This is a genomic window from Actinomycetospora sp. NBRC 106375 (assembly GCF_030269665.1).
Taxonomy (GTDB): Bacteria; Actinomycetota; Actinomycetes; order Mycobacteriales; family Pseudonocardiaceae; genus Actinomycetospora.
The window spans coordinates 526,523-542,359 of the sequence record NZ_BSTS01000001.1; the positions used below are offsets into that span (position 1 = coordinate 526,523).

Below are 15,837 nucleotides of genomic sequence, written 5' to 3' on the forward strand. Positions count from 1 at the left end.
CGATTGACCTGCGCTAACGACCAGCTCCACGGTGGAACGCGGGCCGGGCGACGGCGCCCGGCGGAGACGGAGGACGTCATGGGTCGGGTCGAGGGCAAGGTCGCGCTGATCACCGGGGCGGCGCGGGGCCAGGGACGCAGCCACGCACTCCGCCTGGCACAGGAGGGCGCGGAGATCATCGCCGTCGACTCGTGCGAGGACGCGAAGACGACGCCCTACCCCCAGGCCCGGCGGGAGGACCTCGACGAGACCGTCCGGCAGATCGAGGAGCTCGACCGGCGCGTCCTCGCGCGGGTGGCCGACGTCCGCGAGCTCGGCGCCCTCGAGTCCGCCGTCGCCGACGGCGTCAGCGAGTTCGGCCGCCTGGACATCGTCTCGGCCAACGCCGGCATCGCCTCGTTCGCGCCCGCCTGGGAGCTGTCCGAGGACGTCTGGCAGGAGATGATCGACGTCAACCTGACCGGGGTCTGGAAGACCTGCAAGGCGGCCATCCCCGCGATGCTCGCGGCCGGCAACGGCGGGTCGATCGTGCTGACCAGCTCGACCGCGGGCCTCGTCGCGTTCGGCAACCTCGCGCACTACACGGCGGCCAAGCACGGCGTCACCGGGCTGATGCGCGTGCTCGCGGTGGAGCTCGCCCAGCACGGCATCCGCTGCAACTCGGTCCACCCCACCGTCGTGAACACCGACATGATCCAGAACCAGGCCATCTACGAGCTGTTCACCGGCGTGGAGGGCGCGACGAAGGCGCAGGCCACCGAGGCCTACAAGAACGTCAACGCGATCCCGATCCCGTGGGTGGACCCGGTCGACATCTCGAACGCCGTGCTCTGGCTGGCCTCGGACGAGGCGCGCTACGTCACCGGCACGACGCAGGCCGTCGACGCCGGCGGCACCCAGCCCTACCGGTTCCCCAACGTCGTCTGACCCGATCGGCGCACGTGAGCGGAATTCCCGGCCCTGGCCGGGAATTCCGCTCACATCAGGCCAGCAGGTCGGTGATCTGCCGGTAGACGGTCGGCCAGGTCGGGTGGGTCGGGTCGACGAGCGTGAAGTGGTCGCCCGCGACCTCGACGAACCGCGCGTCGTCGCCGGCCGCCCGGGCGCGGTCGACGTAGACCCGGCTGATCGCGATCGGGACGCGGTCGTCGTCGGGGGCGTGGACGGCCCGCAGCGGGACGCCGAGCGGGATCCGGGCGGCCGGGTCGGCCTCGGCGTAGCGGTCGGGCACCTCGTCGGGCATCCCGCCGAGGAGGTCGGGCACCGCGGCGCCGCCGACGCCGTCCCGCGCGGCGTCGGCGAGGGTCAGCACCCCGGCCAGGGAGACGACGCCGGCGACGGGGACCCGCGACGCGACCCACGCGGCGAGGTGCCCGCCGGCGGAGTGTCCGACGACCACCGCCGGGCCCTCGACCGTGCGCACCGCGGCCTCGACGTCCTGCAGGGTGGCGGGCCACGCCCCCTGCCCGACCCGTCGGTACTCCACGTTCCCGACGGTGTGCCCGCGGGCGTGGAGATCGCGCGCCACGGGCGCGATGTGGTCGAGCCCGACCCGGGCACGCCAGAACCCGCCGTGCAGCAGGACGACGACGCCGGCGCCGGTCCCGCGGTGGACCTCGACGAACTGCGAGGGATCGTCCCCGTACCAGCGACGCTCAGCGGACACGCAGCATCGCGTCCAGCTCGACGGCGAAGCCCCGCGGCAGCGCCCGGACGCCGATCGCCGTGCGGGCGTGCTCGCCGCGCTCGCCGAACACCGACGCCAGCAGGTCCGACGCCCCGTCGATCACCGCGGGCTGGTCGACGAAGTCGTCGGTGCAGGCGACGTAGCCGCGCAGCACGAGGACCTGCGCGACGCGGTCGAGCGAGCCGACGGCGTCGCGGGCCTGGGCGAGCAGGTTGAGCGCGCACGCCCGCGCCGCGGCGTAGCCGTCGTCGACGCCGAGGTCGGCCCCGAGGCGTCCGGTGTGCCCGTCGGCGCCCTGCCCGGCGAGGTGCAGCACGTCCCCGGCCGTCGTCCAGCCGCGGTAGTGGCCGGCGGGACGCCGCAGCGGCGGGAGCTCCAGGCCCAGCTCGGCGACCCTCTCCTCCGGGGACGGTGTCATCGGGTCCACTCCCGCTCCGCTCCGTGTCCCGTCACGGCGCTCACGGGGCCCACACCCTCCGCCGCCGGGGCTCGTCGGCCGGCAGGCCCAGCGCCCGGGCGACGCGGGCGACGGAGCCGGCCGGGTCGGTCACGTCGAAGAGCTCGGCGTTCATCCCGGCCGCGCGGGCCCCGTTGAGGTTGGCGGCGAGGTCGTCGACGAACAGGCAGCGCCCGGGGTCCTCGCCCAAGGCGTCCGCGGCGGCGCGGAAGGCCTGCGGGTCGGGCTTGAGCACGCCCATCTTCGCCGCCTCCAGCACCCCGTCGAAGCGCGCCACCGCGGGGAAGCGCGCCGGCCAGTCGTCGCCGAACCAGTGCGCCATGTCGTTGGTGAACGCCACGACCCGCACGCGCCCGGCGAGACGCGCGATCAGCCCGAGCACCTCGCCGCGCACGTACGAGCAGTCCCGCCACAGCGCGCCGATGTCGATGTCGGGCCGGCGCCGGGCGAGCCGGGCCCAGTAGTCGCGCTCCTGGGACTCGCCGGCCTCGACCGTCCGGTAGTCGGCGTCGACACCGGTCGGGCCGGCCGGGAAGCCGGGCACGTCCGTGGACTCGAACAGCGTCGGGATGACGACCCCGCCCATGTCGAGCAGCAGGGTGCCGCCGGCCGTCCGGGTCCGGCGCAGCGCGCGGCGGCGGGCGGCCCGGACCGGATCGGGCGGGGTGGGGTCCCCGGGCCCCGGCGGGCGGGGGGCGCAGGACGTCACGCGGGTTCCAGCACCGTCACCACGCCGGCGTTCCCGTCCACCCGGACGCGCTGGCCTGTCCGCAGCGAGGACACCGCGTTGCCGGTGCCGACGACCGCGGGCATGCCGTACTCGCGGCACACGATCGCCGTGTGGCTCATGATCCCGCCGACGTCGGAGACGGTGGCGGCGATGCGGGCGAAGACCGGCGCCCAGGCCGGCGACGTCGCGGGGCACACCAGCACGTCGCCGGGCTGGACGTCGGGCAGCTCGGAGGGGTGGGTCACGACGCGGACCGGGCCCTCCACGATCCCGGGCGACCCGGCGGTGCCGCGCAGGGTGCCGTCGTCGCCGTCGGCGCGCAGCCACTCGGACACCGACGACGTCGTGATCCCCCACAGCATGACGGTGAACGGCTCGTCGATCTGCGACGGCGGCGGGCCGAGCGCGGGCGGCGGCTCCCAGGCCCGCAGCGCCGTGTAGATCTCACGGCGGCGGGCGATGAGCGGCCGGAGGTGGTCGGCGCCGCGCGGGCGCGACCCGACCGACCACGCCGCGACGCAGTCGTAGATCGCCTCGGCGACCTCGTAGCGGCGCAGGAAGAACATGTCCTCGGGCTCGTCGACCTCGCCCATCGCGGCGAGCGCCCGCGAGAGCTCGTGGGACTTGGCCCAGAACGTCGCCCACATCCAGTGCTCGATGTAGAGCACGTGCTCCTCGATGAACGCGAACACCTGCCGGGCGAGGCCGACGGTGTCGTCGAACGTGGCGCGGTCGGCGTCGGAGAGCAGCTCGCGGTAGCCCGCGGTGATGCGGTCGCGCTCGGCGAGCACCTCGTCGGTCGGCCGGTCGATCGACTCGCCGTCGGTGAGCCGGCGCAGGTACTCGCGGACCGACGCCAGCGGGATGTCCGGCTGGTCGGCCCAGGTCGGGTACGTGTGGTAGCCGCCGGGGTGGCCGGGGTCGGTGTTGATGAGGAACCACGGGTCGGCCGTGCGCTCCCAGTCGGCGACCCACTCGGCGCCGGCAGCGTCCTCCCGCAGGGACGCGAACAGCGTCGCGGCGTCCTCGGTGCCCGACAGCCGGTCGCCCAGCCCGAGGCGCTGGGCCTCCTTGGCGAGGCGCTTGAGCTCGTCGTCGGGCCGGTAGAGCTCGACCCGCAGCCCGCCGACCATCCGGGAGATCGACTGGTCGGAGATGTCCGGGAACGCCTGGCGGCACATCGCGAAGAACGTCAGGTAGGCCGCGTAGCCGATGTTGAGCAGCTCGAAGTGGTACTGGTACGTCTCGTACATCGTCAGCACGAGCCGGTCGAAGTCCCGGATCATCCGGAAGCCGGCCGAGTGCCCGACGTGGTCGAACACGGTGCTCTCGGGCTCGAGGTCGGGCAGCGGGTCGAAGCGCATCGCCCGGATCTCGGCGAGCTTCGCGGTGACCTTCTCCTTCCACTCCGCGTAGATCGCGTCCCAGCGCTCGTAGTAGTGCCCGGCGCGGCGGCCGAACTCCTCGGCGCGGGCGGCGACGTCGTCGGGCGGCGCGGCGACGGGGGTGACGTAGAGGCGCCCGTTGAGGATGCGCTGGTCGACGCCGAAGGCCGGCGGCATCGCGAAGATCCGCGTGTTGAAGGCGCCGAGCGCCTGCCACCAGCACTCGCACTGGATCTCGTCGTACGGGTGCAGGACGTCGGGGTGGTGCAGCCGGTCGGCGAACCAGAACCGGCCCTCGTCCAGCTCGCGCCGCTCGGGCCCGAACAGGTGGTACCAGTCGTACATCGACTCCCAGCCCTCGGCGCCGGCCGGGGTCTCGATGTCGAACGGGCTCGGGAAACGGTCAGCCACCATGGTCGGGCGTCCCTTCGTGCGGTGGGGCGGCGGAGGCGCCCCGGGTCAGCGTGGCCAGCACGGCCGAGAGCGCGGAGCCGGAGCCCGACGGAGCGGCCGCGCGGGGGGCGCGGGCGCTCCAGACGGTCTCGGGGCGGGTCTGCAGCAGCTGAACGCGCGCGGGTCCGCCCGGCTCGGCGACGGCGAACTCGCCGTCCTGCGGCACGCCCGCGGACCGCTCGACGCGCCGGGCGAGCTCGAGCAGCTCGGCGAGCTCGGCGTCGTCGAGACACGGCTCGTCCCGCCGGTCGGCGGGGACGTCGACCTCGACGGTGCCCGGGTGCTCGGCGGAGCGCACGAGCGAGCGCTCCTTCGTCGCGATCTCCCGGCGCACGACCTCGCCGCTGATCTTGTCGATGACGAACCGGTCCGGGGTCACCGCGCCCGAGACCAGCGGCTCCCCCAGCCCCCACACGGCCTCGCAGACCACCGTCGAGCGGTCCCCGTTCGCCGGGTTGAGCGTCATGAACACCCCGGCCGCGCGCGCCGGGACCATCTCCTGGACGACCACGGCCATCGCCCCGGCCGCGCCGAGTCCCGCGTGCGCCCGGTACGACACGGCCCGCGCCGTGTAGAGGCTCGCCCAGCACCGGCACACCGCGTCGGCGACGGCGTCCCGGCCGCGCAGCTCGAGGTACGTGTCGTGCTCGCCGGCGTACGAGGCGCCGGCCGCGTCCTCGCCGACCGCGGACGAGCGCACGGCGACCCGGCAGATGCCGCCGGCGAGCTCGTCGTAGGCCGTGCGCACCGCGTCGAGCACCGGACCGGCGGCCACCGCGCGCAGCAGGCGCGCCCGGGTCGTGGACGCCGCGCGTTCGACGACGTCGATCGGGGCGTCGGGCGGGAGGTCGCGCAGCGGCGCCTCGACGGTGTCGACGGTGCCCGCGGCGTCGGTGAGCGCCGCCCGGAAGGCGTCGGTGGTGACGACGAACCCGCACGGCACCCGGACCCCGAGGTCGACGAGCCGGTGCAGCCCGGCGCCCTTGCCGCCGACGGTGTCGGGGTCGCCGGCGGCCGCGTCGCCGAGCGGCACCACCCAGTCCCCGCTCACGGCCACCACCGCCGACGGCGACGCGGTGCGACGAAGGAGCGACCGCGGCGGCGGTCGTTGCGGGGGCTCATGGGCTGTCCCACCCGGCGACGAGCGCGACGACGGCGGCGTCGACGCAGCTGCGTCCGGTCACCGCCGCGGCGGCCTCGTCGGTCGCGACGAGCACCGTCGTCCCGGTGCCGGCGTCGAGCAGGTCGACCGCGACGCGCTTAGCCCCCGACTCCGGGTCGCGGACGACGACCATGCGCGCGCCGCCGAGCCCGTCGACCTCGCGCTCGGACCACACGCGTCCGACGACCTCGCCGAGGATCACTGTCCCGACCCAGACGCCTCGATCGCGCGGGCGAGCCGCTCGGAGCTCCCGTTCTCGAGCAGGCCGACCGACACCCCGTGCGGCTTCGGGTAGACCTGCGCCGCGCGCAGCTCGCCGTACTGCTCGATCGCCGCCGACCCGGCGTTGATCGCCTGCCGGACCGCGGCGAGCGGCCCCCGGACGGCGGCGGCGAGGTAGCCGCTGCTGACCCGCTCGACGGCCACGGTCTCGACGTCGGCGGTCTTCATCATCGCCTCGATCCCCGCCGCGAGCGCCACCACGCCGCGCGTCTCGAGGATCCCGATGGCGCCCGCACCCCGCTCAGCCATCGCTCTAGCTCCCCACCATCGACAGGTCGCCGGCCAGGGCCTGGACCGGCGTGCACGGGCTCGCGAACACGATCGACTTCACCGCGCGCCCGGACACCGCGCGCGCGACCTCCTCGCCCACCTCGACGGCCTCCTCGACCGTGGCGAGGTCGCCGGTGACCGCCACCGCGACCAGCCCGCCGCCGAGCCGGACGGCCCCGCGGACCTCGACCTCGGTCGCCTTCACCATCGCGTCGACCGCGTCGAACACGGGCACGAAGCCCTCGGCCTCGATGAACCCCACTGCCCGTGCCATCAGCTCTCTCCCCACCAGACGACTGCTGCTCCCGTGCCCCACACCGGCCCGTAGGCCAGGACCTCGCCGGGCCGGTCCACCGTGCCGCTGCCGGCGAGGAACGCGAACGCCCGGAACTGGCTGTCGGCCTGCGCCGCCGCCGCGAACTCCTCGCGCATCCCGAGCACGGCCTCGCGGTCGCCGGTGCGGATCGCGTCGAGCACCTTGCGGTTCCACCGGTCGTGCTCGGGCTCGACGCGGTCCTCGGAGGGGCGGATCCAGCGCGGCGTGAGGCCGGACGACAGCCCGCTCACCGCGACGACGCCGAGTCGACGCCCGAGCCCCGACGCCGCCCGCACGCCGGTGGCGGCGACCGCGGCCATGGCCGAGGGGTCGGCGTAGAGGTTGCAGGAGACCTGGGCCCAGCGGCCCTGGTGCCGCGGGTCGAGCAGCCGCGACGCGACGACGCTGCCGGTGTCGACCGGGAACCCGTCGTAGCGCGTCCGCCGGGCCTGCATGCCCGCGGCGTCGATCGCGTCGGCCCAGGCGTGCGCCAGCTCGACGTCCATCGCGAGGTCGTGGTCGAGGTGGCCGTAGTCGTAGGCGTACCAGTTCTCGTCGGTGCGCCGGCCGCGCAGACGGTCGTCGCACTGCACCTGGTGGCCGAGCACGGTGAACCACTGCGTCGAGAGCAGCAGGACGGTGTCGACGCCGGCGGCACGCAGGCGGTCGCCGACGGTGCGGGTGGCCGCGGCCAGCTCGGCCCAGCTCCCGGCGGGGTCGCCGGCCAGGAGGTGGGGCATGGCGGGGACGAGGGCGGCGGGCGGGGCCATCAGGGCACCCACTCCACGACGGCGTTCCCGGTGGCGATGACCGTGCCGTAGGCGAGCACGTCGCCGGCGATCGCGGGCCAGCCCATGGCCGCCATCAGCCACGTGAGGCTGCCGGCCTTGGTCTCCGACGAGGTGGCCTCGATGTGCGCGGGCACGGCCTGCTTCAACCGCGACGTCGGGCCCTCGCGGATCGTCTGCAGCAGCTCCATGTCGCCCGCGTACTGGGCGTGGTCGAACGGCCGCTCGACGCCCATGTCCTCGGGGAGCTCCGGCTCGCTGTCCCAGTGGAGGTGGGACAGCGAGTTGGACGCGAGCAGCACGGCGCGGCGTCCCGTCCGCTCGATCGCCTTCCGCGTCGCCTCCCCCAGCGTCTCCATCTCGGCGAGCGAGGCGTCGGAGTAGTAGTACGGGTTGTTGTTGGCCGAGAGCGAGACGACCGGCAGGTCCCAGTCGGGGTTGGCGAGGTGCAGCGCGCCGATCGTCGCGTAGTCGACCCGCACCCCCTCCTCGCGCAGCCCGCTGGTGACCAGCCCGGCCTTCGCGCCCTCCTCGACGACCGCCTCGGCGAGCTCGACGTCGGTGCGGAAGTCGTAGTGGTAGCGGAACAGGTGCGGGAAGATCGGCTCGACCGAGACGCCGCGGGGGTTCGGCACGCAGTTGACGTGGTGGCCGACCATGGTGATCCAGTGCGGGGCGTGCACCACGAGCACGTCCGGCCGGTGGGCGCGGAGCCGCTTCCGCAGCTCCTCGTAGCCCCAGCGCAGCACCTCCCAGCCGCCGGTGGAGCGCGGCTCGTTCTGCGGAGGGTTCTCGGCGTAGACGAGGTGCGGCGGGTGCGGGGCGAGGTAGCCGGCGACGATGCCGCCGCGCCCCGTCTCCCCCGGTCGCCGGGCGGGAGCGGGCGCCGTCGCCGCGGTGCGCTCCGCCCGCCGTGACGCCGACCGGCCGCTGCCGGCCGTGACGTGGAACACCCGACCCATGCCGGCGCACGCTAGGGAGCGCCGCCGTCCGTCACCCAGGCCGCCGTCCCGCGGTGCTGGACACCGCCTTCCGGGGCCGAGGAAGCTCCACCGGGTGACGGTGGCGGCGGTGAGCAAGTCGGCGCTGCTGCTGCGCGCGTTCGGGCCGGGCAGCGACGTGCTCTCCACCCGGGCGCTCGCCGAGCGCACCGGCATCCCCCGCAGCACCGTCCACGTCCTGGCCACGACCCTCGCCGACGAGGGCCTGCTCGAGACGGTGCCCCGGCGGGGCTGGCGGCTCGGACCGCTGCTGGTCGGCCTCGCGGGGCAGATCATCGAGCGCACCGGGCTCGTCGCGGCGGTGGAGGGCGGCCTCGGCGGCCTGTGCCGCGTCGCCGGGCAGGAGGTCCACGTCGGGCAGCTCGTCGGCGGCTGGACGGTCTACCTGCACCGGGAGACCGGGCCGCTGCGGACGCCGATGGACAACCGCGTCGGCCTGCGCGCGCCGGCCTGGCGCGGCGGCTGCGGCAAGGCGGCGCTCTCGCGGTTGTCGGCGGCGGAGACGGACGCGCGCATCGATCGGCTGTGCCGCGACGAGGACCTCGCCCCGCCCGACCGCGCGACCCTGCACGCCGAGCTCGACGCCGCCCGGCGAGCGGGCTTCCTCGTCAGCTCGGCGTTCCAGGCCGGGCGCACCTCGGTCGCCGCGGCCGTGGTCGACGCCGACGGCCGCCCGGTCGGCGGGCTCTCGGTCGCCGGCCCGACGCCGCTGTTCTCCCGCGCGGTCCTCGCCCGGGCCGCGGAGGACGTCGTCACCGCCGCGGCGCGGGCCGGGCGGCAGCTGGTCTGATCCCGCGTCCCGCTGTCCCGTCCGGCGGAACGCTGCGGTTCCCGGGTACCGGTGAGCGGTGTCACTCTGCGGGCATGAGTGCGCCTGCGAAGGTCCCGGCCGCGATCGTCGGCCCGGGCAACATCGGCACCGACCTGCTGGCCAAGCTCGCGCGCAGCGCGCGCCTCGAGGTCACGGCGATGGTGGGTGTGGTCGAGTCCGACGGGCTCGAGCGGGCGCGGGCGATGGGCGTGCCCGCGTCGTCGGACGGGGTCGACTGGCTGCTGCGCCAGGACCCGCTCCCGAAGATCGTGTTCGAGGCGACGTCGGCCAAGGCACACGCGGCCAACGCGCCGCGCTACTCCGACGCGGGGATCCGGGCCGTCGACCTGACCCCGGCGCACCTCGGCCCGATGGTGTGCCCGGCGGTGAACATGCCCGAGCACCTCGACGCCCCGAACATCAACATGATCACCTGCGGCGGGCAGGCCACCATCCCGATCGTCGCGGCCGTCTCGCGGGTGGTGCCGGTGAGCTACGCCGAGATCGTCGCGTCGACGGCGTCACGGTCGGCCGGGCCCGGCACCCGCGCGAACATCGACGAGTTCACGCAGACCACGGCCCGGGCGGTCGAGGAGGTCGGCGGCGCCGAGCGCGGCAAGGCGATCATCATCCTCAACCCTGTCGAGCCGCCGATGATCATGCGCGACACGGTGTTCTGCTCGCTGCCCGAGGGCACCGACACCGACGCGGTGGCGGCGTCGATCCACGACATGATCGGCCGCGTCCAGCAGTACGTCCCGGGCTACACGATGCGGGCGGAGCCGCAGTTCGACCCGCCCTCGGAGAAGTGGGGTGGGCGGGGCCGGGTGGCCGTCTTCCTCGAGGTCAAGGGCAACGGCGACTACCTGCCCGAGTACGCAGGCAACCTCGACATCATGACCGCCGCCGCGGCGCAGGTCGGCGAGCTGCTCGCCGCGGGCACGGGAGACGCAGCGGAGCGGAGCTCGACCCAGGAAGCAGAGGTGCCGGCATGACCCGTCCCGAGATCCGCTACGACGTCCGCATCACCGACACGACCCTGCGCGACGGCTCCCACGCGCAGGCGCACCAGTTCACCGAGGAGCAGGTCCGCGACACCGTCCGGGCCCTCGACCGCGCCGGCGTCGAGGTCATCGAGGTCACCCACGGCGACGGCCTCGGCGGCTCCAGCTTCAACTACGGCTTCTCCCACACGAACGAGCTGGAGCTCATCGCCGCCGCCCGTGAGGAGGTGAAGCAGGCGAGGATCGCGGTGCTGCTGGTGCCCGGGATCGGCACGGTCGACGACCTGCGCCGCGCCCGCGACGCCGGCGCCGACGTCGTCCGGGTCGCCACCCACTGCACCGAGGCGGACGTCTCGCCCCAGCACTTCGGGGTGGCCCGCGACCTCGGCATGGAGACCGTCGGGTTCCTCATGATGGCCCACCGCACGCCGCCGGAGGACCTCGCGAAGCAGGCGCGGATCATGGTCGACGCCGGCTGCCAGTGCCCGTACGTCACCGACTCCGCGGGCGCGCTGCTGATGCACGACGCCCGGGCCCGGTTCGAGGCGCTGCTCGCCGAGGTCGGCGACGAGGCGTGGGTCGGCTACCACGGCCACCAGAACCTCTCGCTCGGCGTCGCCAACTCCGTGATCGCCGCCGAGGTCGGCGTCAAGGAGATCGACGGCTCGCTGTGCGCGCTCGGCGCGGGCTCCGGCAACTCCCCCACCGAGGTGCTCGCGGCGGTGTTCGACCGCATGGGCATCGAGACCGGCCTCGACGTCACCGCGCTGCTCGACGCGGCCGAGGACGTCGTGCGCCCCTACCTGCACCGCTGGCCGAAGATGGACCGCAACGCCATCACCCAGGGCTGGGCCGGCGTCTACTCGAGCTTCCTGCTGCACGCCGAGCACGCCGGCGAGCGCTACAAGGTCCCGGTGCCCGACATCCTGCGTCGGTGCGGCGAGCTGGGCCTCGTCGGCGGCCAGGAAGACATGATCATCGACGTGGCCCTCGAGCTCGCCCGCGAGCGGGAACAGGGCTGATGCCGATCCTCGAGGTCCACCTCGTCGAGGGCGACCACACGGCCGCGGAGCACCAGCGCCTCCTCGAGCGCCTGAGCAGCCGCTACGCCGAGGTGCTCGCGTCGCCGATCGAGCGCGTGCGGGCCTACCTGACGCTGCACGCGCCCGAGCACTGGGCGGTCGGCGGGGAGACGGGCGGTGCCCCCGCGCCGTACTTCACGGCGATCGTCCTCGAGGGCCGGCCGGTCGAGCAGCGCCACCGGCTGCTCGCGGACGTCACCGACATCGTCGTCGACGTCCTGGGCGCGGCCCGGGAGCGGGTGCGCGGGCGGATCATCCAGGTGCCGCCCGACGACTGGGCCATCGGCGGCGTGCCGGCGTCGGGTGCGCGCCGGGACGAGATCGCCGCGCGGGCGGCGGCCGGGTAGGCCGGGCGTGGACGTCAGCACGTCCGACCCGGACCGCGCCCAGGCGGAGTGTGCGGAGATCTACTTCCCGCACCGGTTGACGATGCTGCACGACCCGTCCGAGTTCTCGATGCGGCTCTCGGCGGTCGACCTCGGGCCGGTGGCGGCCGGCGTGCTGTCCTACGGCGGCGAAGTCGTCATCGACACCGGTGAGCTCGCCACCGGCTACGAGGTCAACATCGCCCTCGACGGCGTCCTGCGCACCCGCAGCGGGCGCGCCGACGTGTGCTCCACCGCGGCGACCGCGGCGGTCTACCGGCCCGACGGCACCGCCCGGCTGCACGGATGGGCCGAGGGCGGACGGCTGTTCGGCCTCAAGATCGAACGTGGAGCGCTGGAGAACCAGCTCGCGGCGTTGCTCGACCGGCCGGTGCGCGGTGCGGTGGCGCTGGCACCGACGATCGACCTCGCGTCCGAGGACGGGGGGCGGTGGTGGTCGCTGGTGCGCACGCTCGCCGACCTGGCCGCCGACCCGCGCGGTCTCGCGGCCGACCCCCGCGTGATGTGCCCGCTGGTGGAGGCCGTCGTCGCGGGCCTGCTGCACACCGTCGACCACCCCTACCGCGACGCCCTCGCCGCGCCGGCCACCGCGGTCGGACCGCAATCGGTGCGTCGCGCGATGGCGGCCGTCGCCGAACGTCCCGAGCACCCGTGGACGGTCGCCTTGCTCGCCGAGGTCGCCGGGGTCAGCGCGCGCGGCCTGCGCGACGGCATGGCACGCCACCACGGCGTCTCCCCCATGGCGATGGTGCGCGACGTCCGCCTGCGCCGCGCCCGCGACGATCTCGCCGCGGGGCGCGGCAGCGTCGCCGACGTGGCCATGCGCTGGGGCTTCACGCATCTCGGCCGCTTCGCGCGGTCCTACCGCGCGACCTTCGGCGAGCCGCCCTCGCGCACTGCCGGATCCGGCACGAGGCCTACCGCGCGCGGCTCGACCCGTGAGCCACGCCACACCTAGCGTCGAGCGGCCACCACCACCCGTCTCCGGGGAGGCACGACGCCGTGACCGCCACCGACGAGAGCAGCCCCGCGCTCGAGTTCAACCCGATGGTCAGCCCGCACCGGGAGGACCCGCACCTGTTCTACCGCGAGGCCCGCGCCCACTCGCCGATGATCAACCCGGTCCTCGGCGCGTACATGGTGACCCGGTACGACGACCTGGTCACGGTCATCGACGACCCGGCGACCTACTCGTCGGCAGTCGCGGTCCCGAAGATCTACTGGAACCCGCCCGAGGTCACCGAGGTCCTCGAGGCCGGCGGCGTCCCGGAGACCAACGCCGTGGTGAACGAGGACGAGCCCGCCCACCACCCGATCCGCCGCGTGTTCGACGCGGGGTTCACCGGGGCCCGGGTGCGGGCGATGCTGCCGACGATGCGCGCGACCGCGGAGTCACTGATCGACGGCTGGGTCGAGGGCCGCGCGGACCTCGTGGGCGATTACGCCGTCCCGTTCGTGCAGTCGGTGATCAACGCGATCATCGGCTTCCCGGCCGAGGACGGCGAGCGGATCCAGCAGTGGACCGACGACGTCAACATGCTCTGGAACCTGCTCGCGCCGCTCGACGACCGCATCGCCTCGGCCCGCCGCATGGCCGACTACACCCGCTACCTGCAGGCACTCATCGACGACCGGCGCGAGCACCGGCGCGAGGACCTGATCTCCGACCTCGTGCACGGGGCCCACGGCTTCCCCGGCCTCGACGACGACTACGTCATCAACGTGGTGCGCGGCGCCGCCCGCGTCGCCGGCTTCGACACCACCCGCGACGCGATCACCGCAACGATGCTGGCGATCCTGCAGAACCCCGAGGTCCACGAGCGCGTCGTCGCCGACCCGGCCAAGGCGATCCCCAAGGTCACCGAGGAGGTCCTGCGCCGCGACGCGCCCCACCGCGGGCTGTTCCGGATCACGACGAAGGACACGAGCCTCGGCGGCACCGACCTGCCGGCCGGCACGATGGTGCTGCTGCTGTTCGGCTCGGGGAACCGCGACGAGACGACGTTCCCCGACCCCGACGTCGTCGACATCGACCGCGCCAACGTCCGCGACCACCTCGCCTTCGGCCGCGGCCTGCACGTGTGCCCCGGAGCCCCGATGGCCCGCGCCGAGATCCGCGTCGCCCTCGAGACGCTGGTGCGCCGCCTGCCCGGGATGCGCCTGGCCGACGGCTACGAGCCCACCTACATCGCGAGCTACTTCTTCCGCGGCCTGGAGACCCTCGACGTCACCTGGTGACGCGAGCTCCATGCCTTGCGAGGAATATTACCGGTAGGGCATGCTCGATGCCGTGACCACCGACGCCGCGACGTGGACGGCGCTCGCCGATCCGCACCGCCGGGCGATGCTCGGGCTGCTGCGCGAGCGCCCCCGGGCGGTCGGCGAGCTCGTCGAGAGCCTCGATCTCAGCCAGCCCAGCACCTCGAAGCACCTGCGGGTGCTGCGCGAGGCGGGGCTGGTGCGCGCGAGGCCCGAGGCCCAGCGGCGGGTCTACGAGATCGACCCCACGCCGCTCGCCGCGCTCGACGCCTGGCTCGCGCCCTACCGGCGGCTGTGGTCCGACAGCCTCGACGCCCTCGGCCGGCGCCTCGAGGAGACCGATCCACGGAAGGACGCCTCGTGAGCCCCACCGGCAGCTACCTGGAGATCGACGGACGCCCTGCCCTGCGCTTCGTCCGCGAGTACGACCATGCCGCGGACCGGGTGTTCGCGCTGCTCACCGACCCCTCGGAGCTCGCGCACTGGTTCCCCGCCCGGGTCGCGCCGGCGTCGTGGGACGTCGGCGCGGCGCTCGCGTTCACGTTCGAGGCCGACGGGGACGGCGGCACGGGCGAGGTGCTGGCCCACGACCCGCCGCACCGCGTCGCGTTCTCGTGGGACGGCGAGGAGCTGCGCTTCGACGTCGAGACCCTCCGCGACGGGCGGACCCGGCTGACGTTCACCCACCTCATGCAGGAGCGCGACGGCGCCGCCCGCAACGCCGCCGGCTGGGACCTCTGCCTCGACGCCCTCGACGCCGCGGCCGCCGGCGCGCCGACCAGCGCGCCCGGCGGACGCACCCCGGCGTGGGAGGCGCTCTACCAGGGCTACGTCGCCGCCGGCGTGCCGTCCGGCGCCCCCATCCCGGGCTGACGGGCCCCACGCGCCGGGGCGCCGGGCACACTCGGTGCCCGTGAGCACCCCCCGCCTCGACGCACTCGCCGCCCTCCGCGACGGCACCGAGGTCTCCGACGTCGACCTCGCCGACGCCGACGCCGAGGAGGTCCGCGACGCCCTGGGGCGTGGCGGGCCGTGGACGCTGCGCCGGTGCGTCCTCGACGAGCTCGACCTCTCCGGTCTCGATCTGAGCGCCGCGGTCCTGGAACGCTGCGACCTCGCCGGCGCCCGCCTGCGGAGCGCGGTGCTCGACGGCGTCCGGGTCGAGGGCGGCTCGCTCGCCGGTGCGGACCTCTCGGACGCCGACCTCACCGACGCCGACCTCACCGGCGTCGATCTCTCCCGCGCCCGCCTCGTCGGTGCCCGGCTCACCGACACGACCTTCCGCGACTGCCGCATGATCGGCGCCGACCTCACCGGCATGCGCAGCCTCGCGGTGACCTTCACCGTCGACGGCTCCTCGCTCGCCCTCGCCCGGCTCGCCGACGCGGCGCTGCGCGGCTGGCGTCTCGAGCGCGTCGACCTCTCCGACGCCGACCTCTCCGGCGCCGACCTCCGCGACGCCGTGTTCACCGACTGCGCGCTGCGCGGCACCGACCTCACCCACGCCCGCCTGGCCGGCGCCGACCTGCGCGGCGCCGACCTCGGAGAGATCACCCCCGAGACACCGGCGGTGCTCCGTGGCGCGATCGTGTCGACGGGCCAGGCCGCCGACGTCTGCCGCGCCCTCGGGCTCCAGGTGATCTGACGGGCCCGCGGTCGTCGGGGCGGTCGCCGACCTCGCCGACGGGCTCCCCTCACGCCCGCCGCGAGAGATCAGGAGCGCACCACGCACCGCGGCGGGCCTCGGGCCGTGGGGTGCATGAC

Annotated in this window: 20 protein-coding genes; 10 read left to right on the plus strand and 10 right to left on the minus strand. The window is 74.8% G+C overall.

Annotated features, from left to right (window positions below; translation table 11 throughout):
- Positions 1–78 precede the first annotated feature (78 nt).
- The gene (locus QSK03_RS02545; RefSeq protein ID WP_285648377.1) at positions 79–927 is read left to right on the plus strand and encodes a mycofactocin-coupled SDR family oxidoreductase; all 849 of its coding nucleotides are present in this window, start codon (positions 79–81) and stop codon (positions 925–927) included.
- 55 nt (positions 928–982) lie between these two features.
- On the opposite strand, the gene QSK03_RS02550 is transcribed toward QSK03_RS02545, so the two are convergent.
- The 10 genes from QSK03_RS02550 to QSK03_RS02595 form a co-directional block, all read right to left on the minus strand.
- On the minus strand, positions 983–1,666 hold the full coding sequence (locus tag QSK03_RS02550) for an alpha/beta hydrolase family protein (protein ID WP_285648378.1): 684 nt from the start codon (positions 1,664–1,666) through the stop codon (positions 983–985).
- Positions 1,656–2,105 (minus strand): RidA family protein, encoded by a 450-nt coding sequence (locus QSK03_RS02555; RefSeq protein WP_285648379.1) that lies wholly within the window; start codon positions 2,103–2,105, stop codon positions 1,656–1,658. Before QSK03_RS02555 ends, QSK03_RS02550 begins: the two co-directional genes overlap by 11 nt.
- Before the next feature lie 40 nt (positions 2,106–2,145).
- Entirely contained in the window at positions 2,146–2,853 is a 708-nt protein-coding gene (locus QSK03_RS02560) for an HAD-IA family hydrolase (RefSeq protein WP_285648380.1), read from the minus strand.
- Positions 2,850–4,673, minus strand: coding sequence for a PEP-utilizing enzyme (locus tag QSK03_RS02565; protein ID WP_285648381.1), 1,824 nt, complete (start codon positions 4,671–4,673; stop codon positions 2,850–2,852). The genes QSK03_RS02560 and QSK03_RS02565 overlap by 4 nt, the downstream gene beginning before the upstream one ends.
- A complete protein-coding gene (locus QSK03_RS02570) occupies positions 4,663–5,763 on the minus strand; it encodes a PEP/pyruvate-binding domain-containing protein (RefSeq protein ID WP_285648382.1) in 1,101 nt (366 codons plus the stop codon). Before QSK03_RS02570 ends, QSK03_RS02565 begins: the two co-directional genes overlap by 11 nt.
- Positions 5,764–5,830: 67 nt before the next feature.
- Positions 5,831–6,076: a EutN/CcmL family microcompartment protein gene (locus QSK03_RS02575; RefSeq protein ID WP_285648383.1), complete on the minus strand. Its 246-nt coding sequence runs from the start codon at positions 6,074–6,076 to the stop codon at positions 5,831–5,833.
- Entirely contained in the window at positions 6,073–6,405 is a 333-nt protein-coding gene (locus tag QSK03_RS02580) for a BMC domain-containing protein (protein ID WP_285648384.1), read from the minus strand. Before QSK03_RS02580 ends, QSK03_RS02575 begins: the two co-directional genes overlap by 4 nt.
- A 4-nt stretch (positions 6,406–6,409) precedes the next feature.
- A complete protein-coding gene (locus QSK03_RS02585; protein WP_285648385.1) occupies positions 6,410–6,700 on the minus strand; it encodes a BMC domain-containing protein in 291 nt (96 codons plus the stop codon).
- Positions 6,700–7,512 carry a class III extradiol ring-cleavage dioxygenase family protein gene (locus QSK03_RS02590; protein ID WP_285648386.1) on the minus strand — a complete coding sequence of 271 codons (813 nt, stop codon included), beginning with the start codon at positions 7,510–7,512 and terminating at the stop codon, positions 6,700–6,702. The genes QSK03_RS02585 and QSK03_RS02590 overlap by 1 nt, the downstream gene beginning before the upstream one ends.
- The gene (locus QSK03_RS02595; RefSeq protein ID WP_285648387.1) at positions 7,512–8,492 is read right to left on the minus strand and encodes a DODA-type extradiol aromatic ring-opening family dioxygenase; all 981 of its coding nucleotides are present in this window, start codon (positions 8,490–8,492) and stop codon (positions 7,512–7,514) included. Before QSK03_RS02595 ends, QSK03_RS02590 begins: the two co-directional genes overlap by 1 nt.
- A 109-nt stretch (positions 8,493–8,601) precedes the next feature.
- Between QSK03_RS02595 and QSK03_RS02600 the strand changes: the two genes are divergently transcribed.
- The 9 genes from QSK03_RS02600 to QSK03_RS02640 all read left to right on the plus strand — a co-directional run bounded on the left by QSK03_RS02600 (position 8,602) and on the right by QSK03_RS02640 (position 15,718).
- Positions 8,602–9,321, plus strand: a complete 720-nt coding sequence (locus QSK03_RS02600) for an IclR family transcriptional regulator (protein ID WP_285648388.1) — start codon at positions 8,602–8,604, stop codon at positions 9,319–9,321.
- Between the two features lie 74 nt (positions 9,322–9,395).
- Positions 9,396–10,337: an acetaldehyde dehydrogenase (acetylating) gene (locus QSK03_RS02605; RefSeq protein ID WP_285648389.1), complete on the plus strand. Its 942-nt coding sequence runs from the start codon at positions 9,396–9,398 to the stop codon at positions 10,335–10,337.
- Positions 10,334–11,368, plus strand: coding sequence for a 4-hydroxy-2-oxovalerate aldolase (gene dmpG / locus QSK03_RS02610; protein ID WP_285648390.1), 1,035 nt, complete (start codon positions 10,334–10,336; stop codon positions 11,366–11,368). The genes QSK03_RS02605 and dmpG overlap by 4 nt, the downstream gene beginning before the upstream one ends.
- Entirely contained in the window at positions 11,368–11,775 is a 408-nt protein-coding gene (locus QSK03_RS02615; RefSeq protein ID WP_285648391.1) for a tautomerase family protein, read from the plus strand. The genes dmpG and QSK03_RS02615 overlap by 1 nt, the downstream gene beginning before the upstream one ends.
- A 7-nt stretch (positions 11,776–11,782) precedes the next feature.
- Entirely contained in the window at positions 11,783–12,772 is a 990-nt protein-coding gene (locus QSK03_RS02620) for an AraC family transcriptional regulator (RefSeq protein ID WP_285648392.1), read from the plus strand.
- Between the two features lie 44 nt (positions 12,773–12,816).
- Positions 12,817–14,052, plus strand: coding sequence for a cytochrome P450 (locus QSK03_RS02625; protein ID WP_285648393.1), 1,236 nt, complete (start codon positions 12,817–12,819; stop codon positions 14,050–14,052).
- 52 nt (positions 14,053–14,104) lie between these two features.
- A complete protein-coding gene (locus QSK03_RS02630; protein ID WP_285648394.1) occupies positions 14,105–14,437 on the plus strand; it encodes an ArsR/SmtB family transcription factor in 333 nt (110 codons plus the stop codon).
- A complete protein-coding gene (locus QSK03_RS02635) occupies positions 14,434–14,946 on the plus strand; it encodes an SRPBCC domain-containing protein (RefSeq protein WP_285648395.1) in 513 nt (170 codons plus the stop codon). The genes QSK03_RS02630 and QSK03_RS02635 overlap by 4 nt, the downstream gene beginning before the upstream one ends.
- A 40-nt stretch (positions 14,947–14,986) precedes the next feature.
- Complete coding sequence (locus tag QSK03_RS02640) at positions 14,987–15,718, plus strand: pentapeptide repeat-containing protein (protein ID WP_285648396.1); 732 nt, start codon at positions 14,987–14,989, stop codon at positions 15,716–15,718.
- Positions 15,719–15,837: the final 119 nt, after the last annotated feature.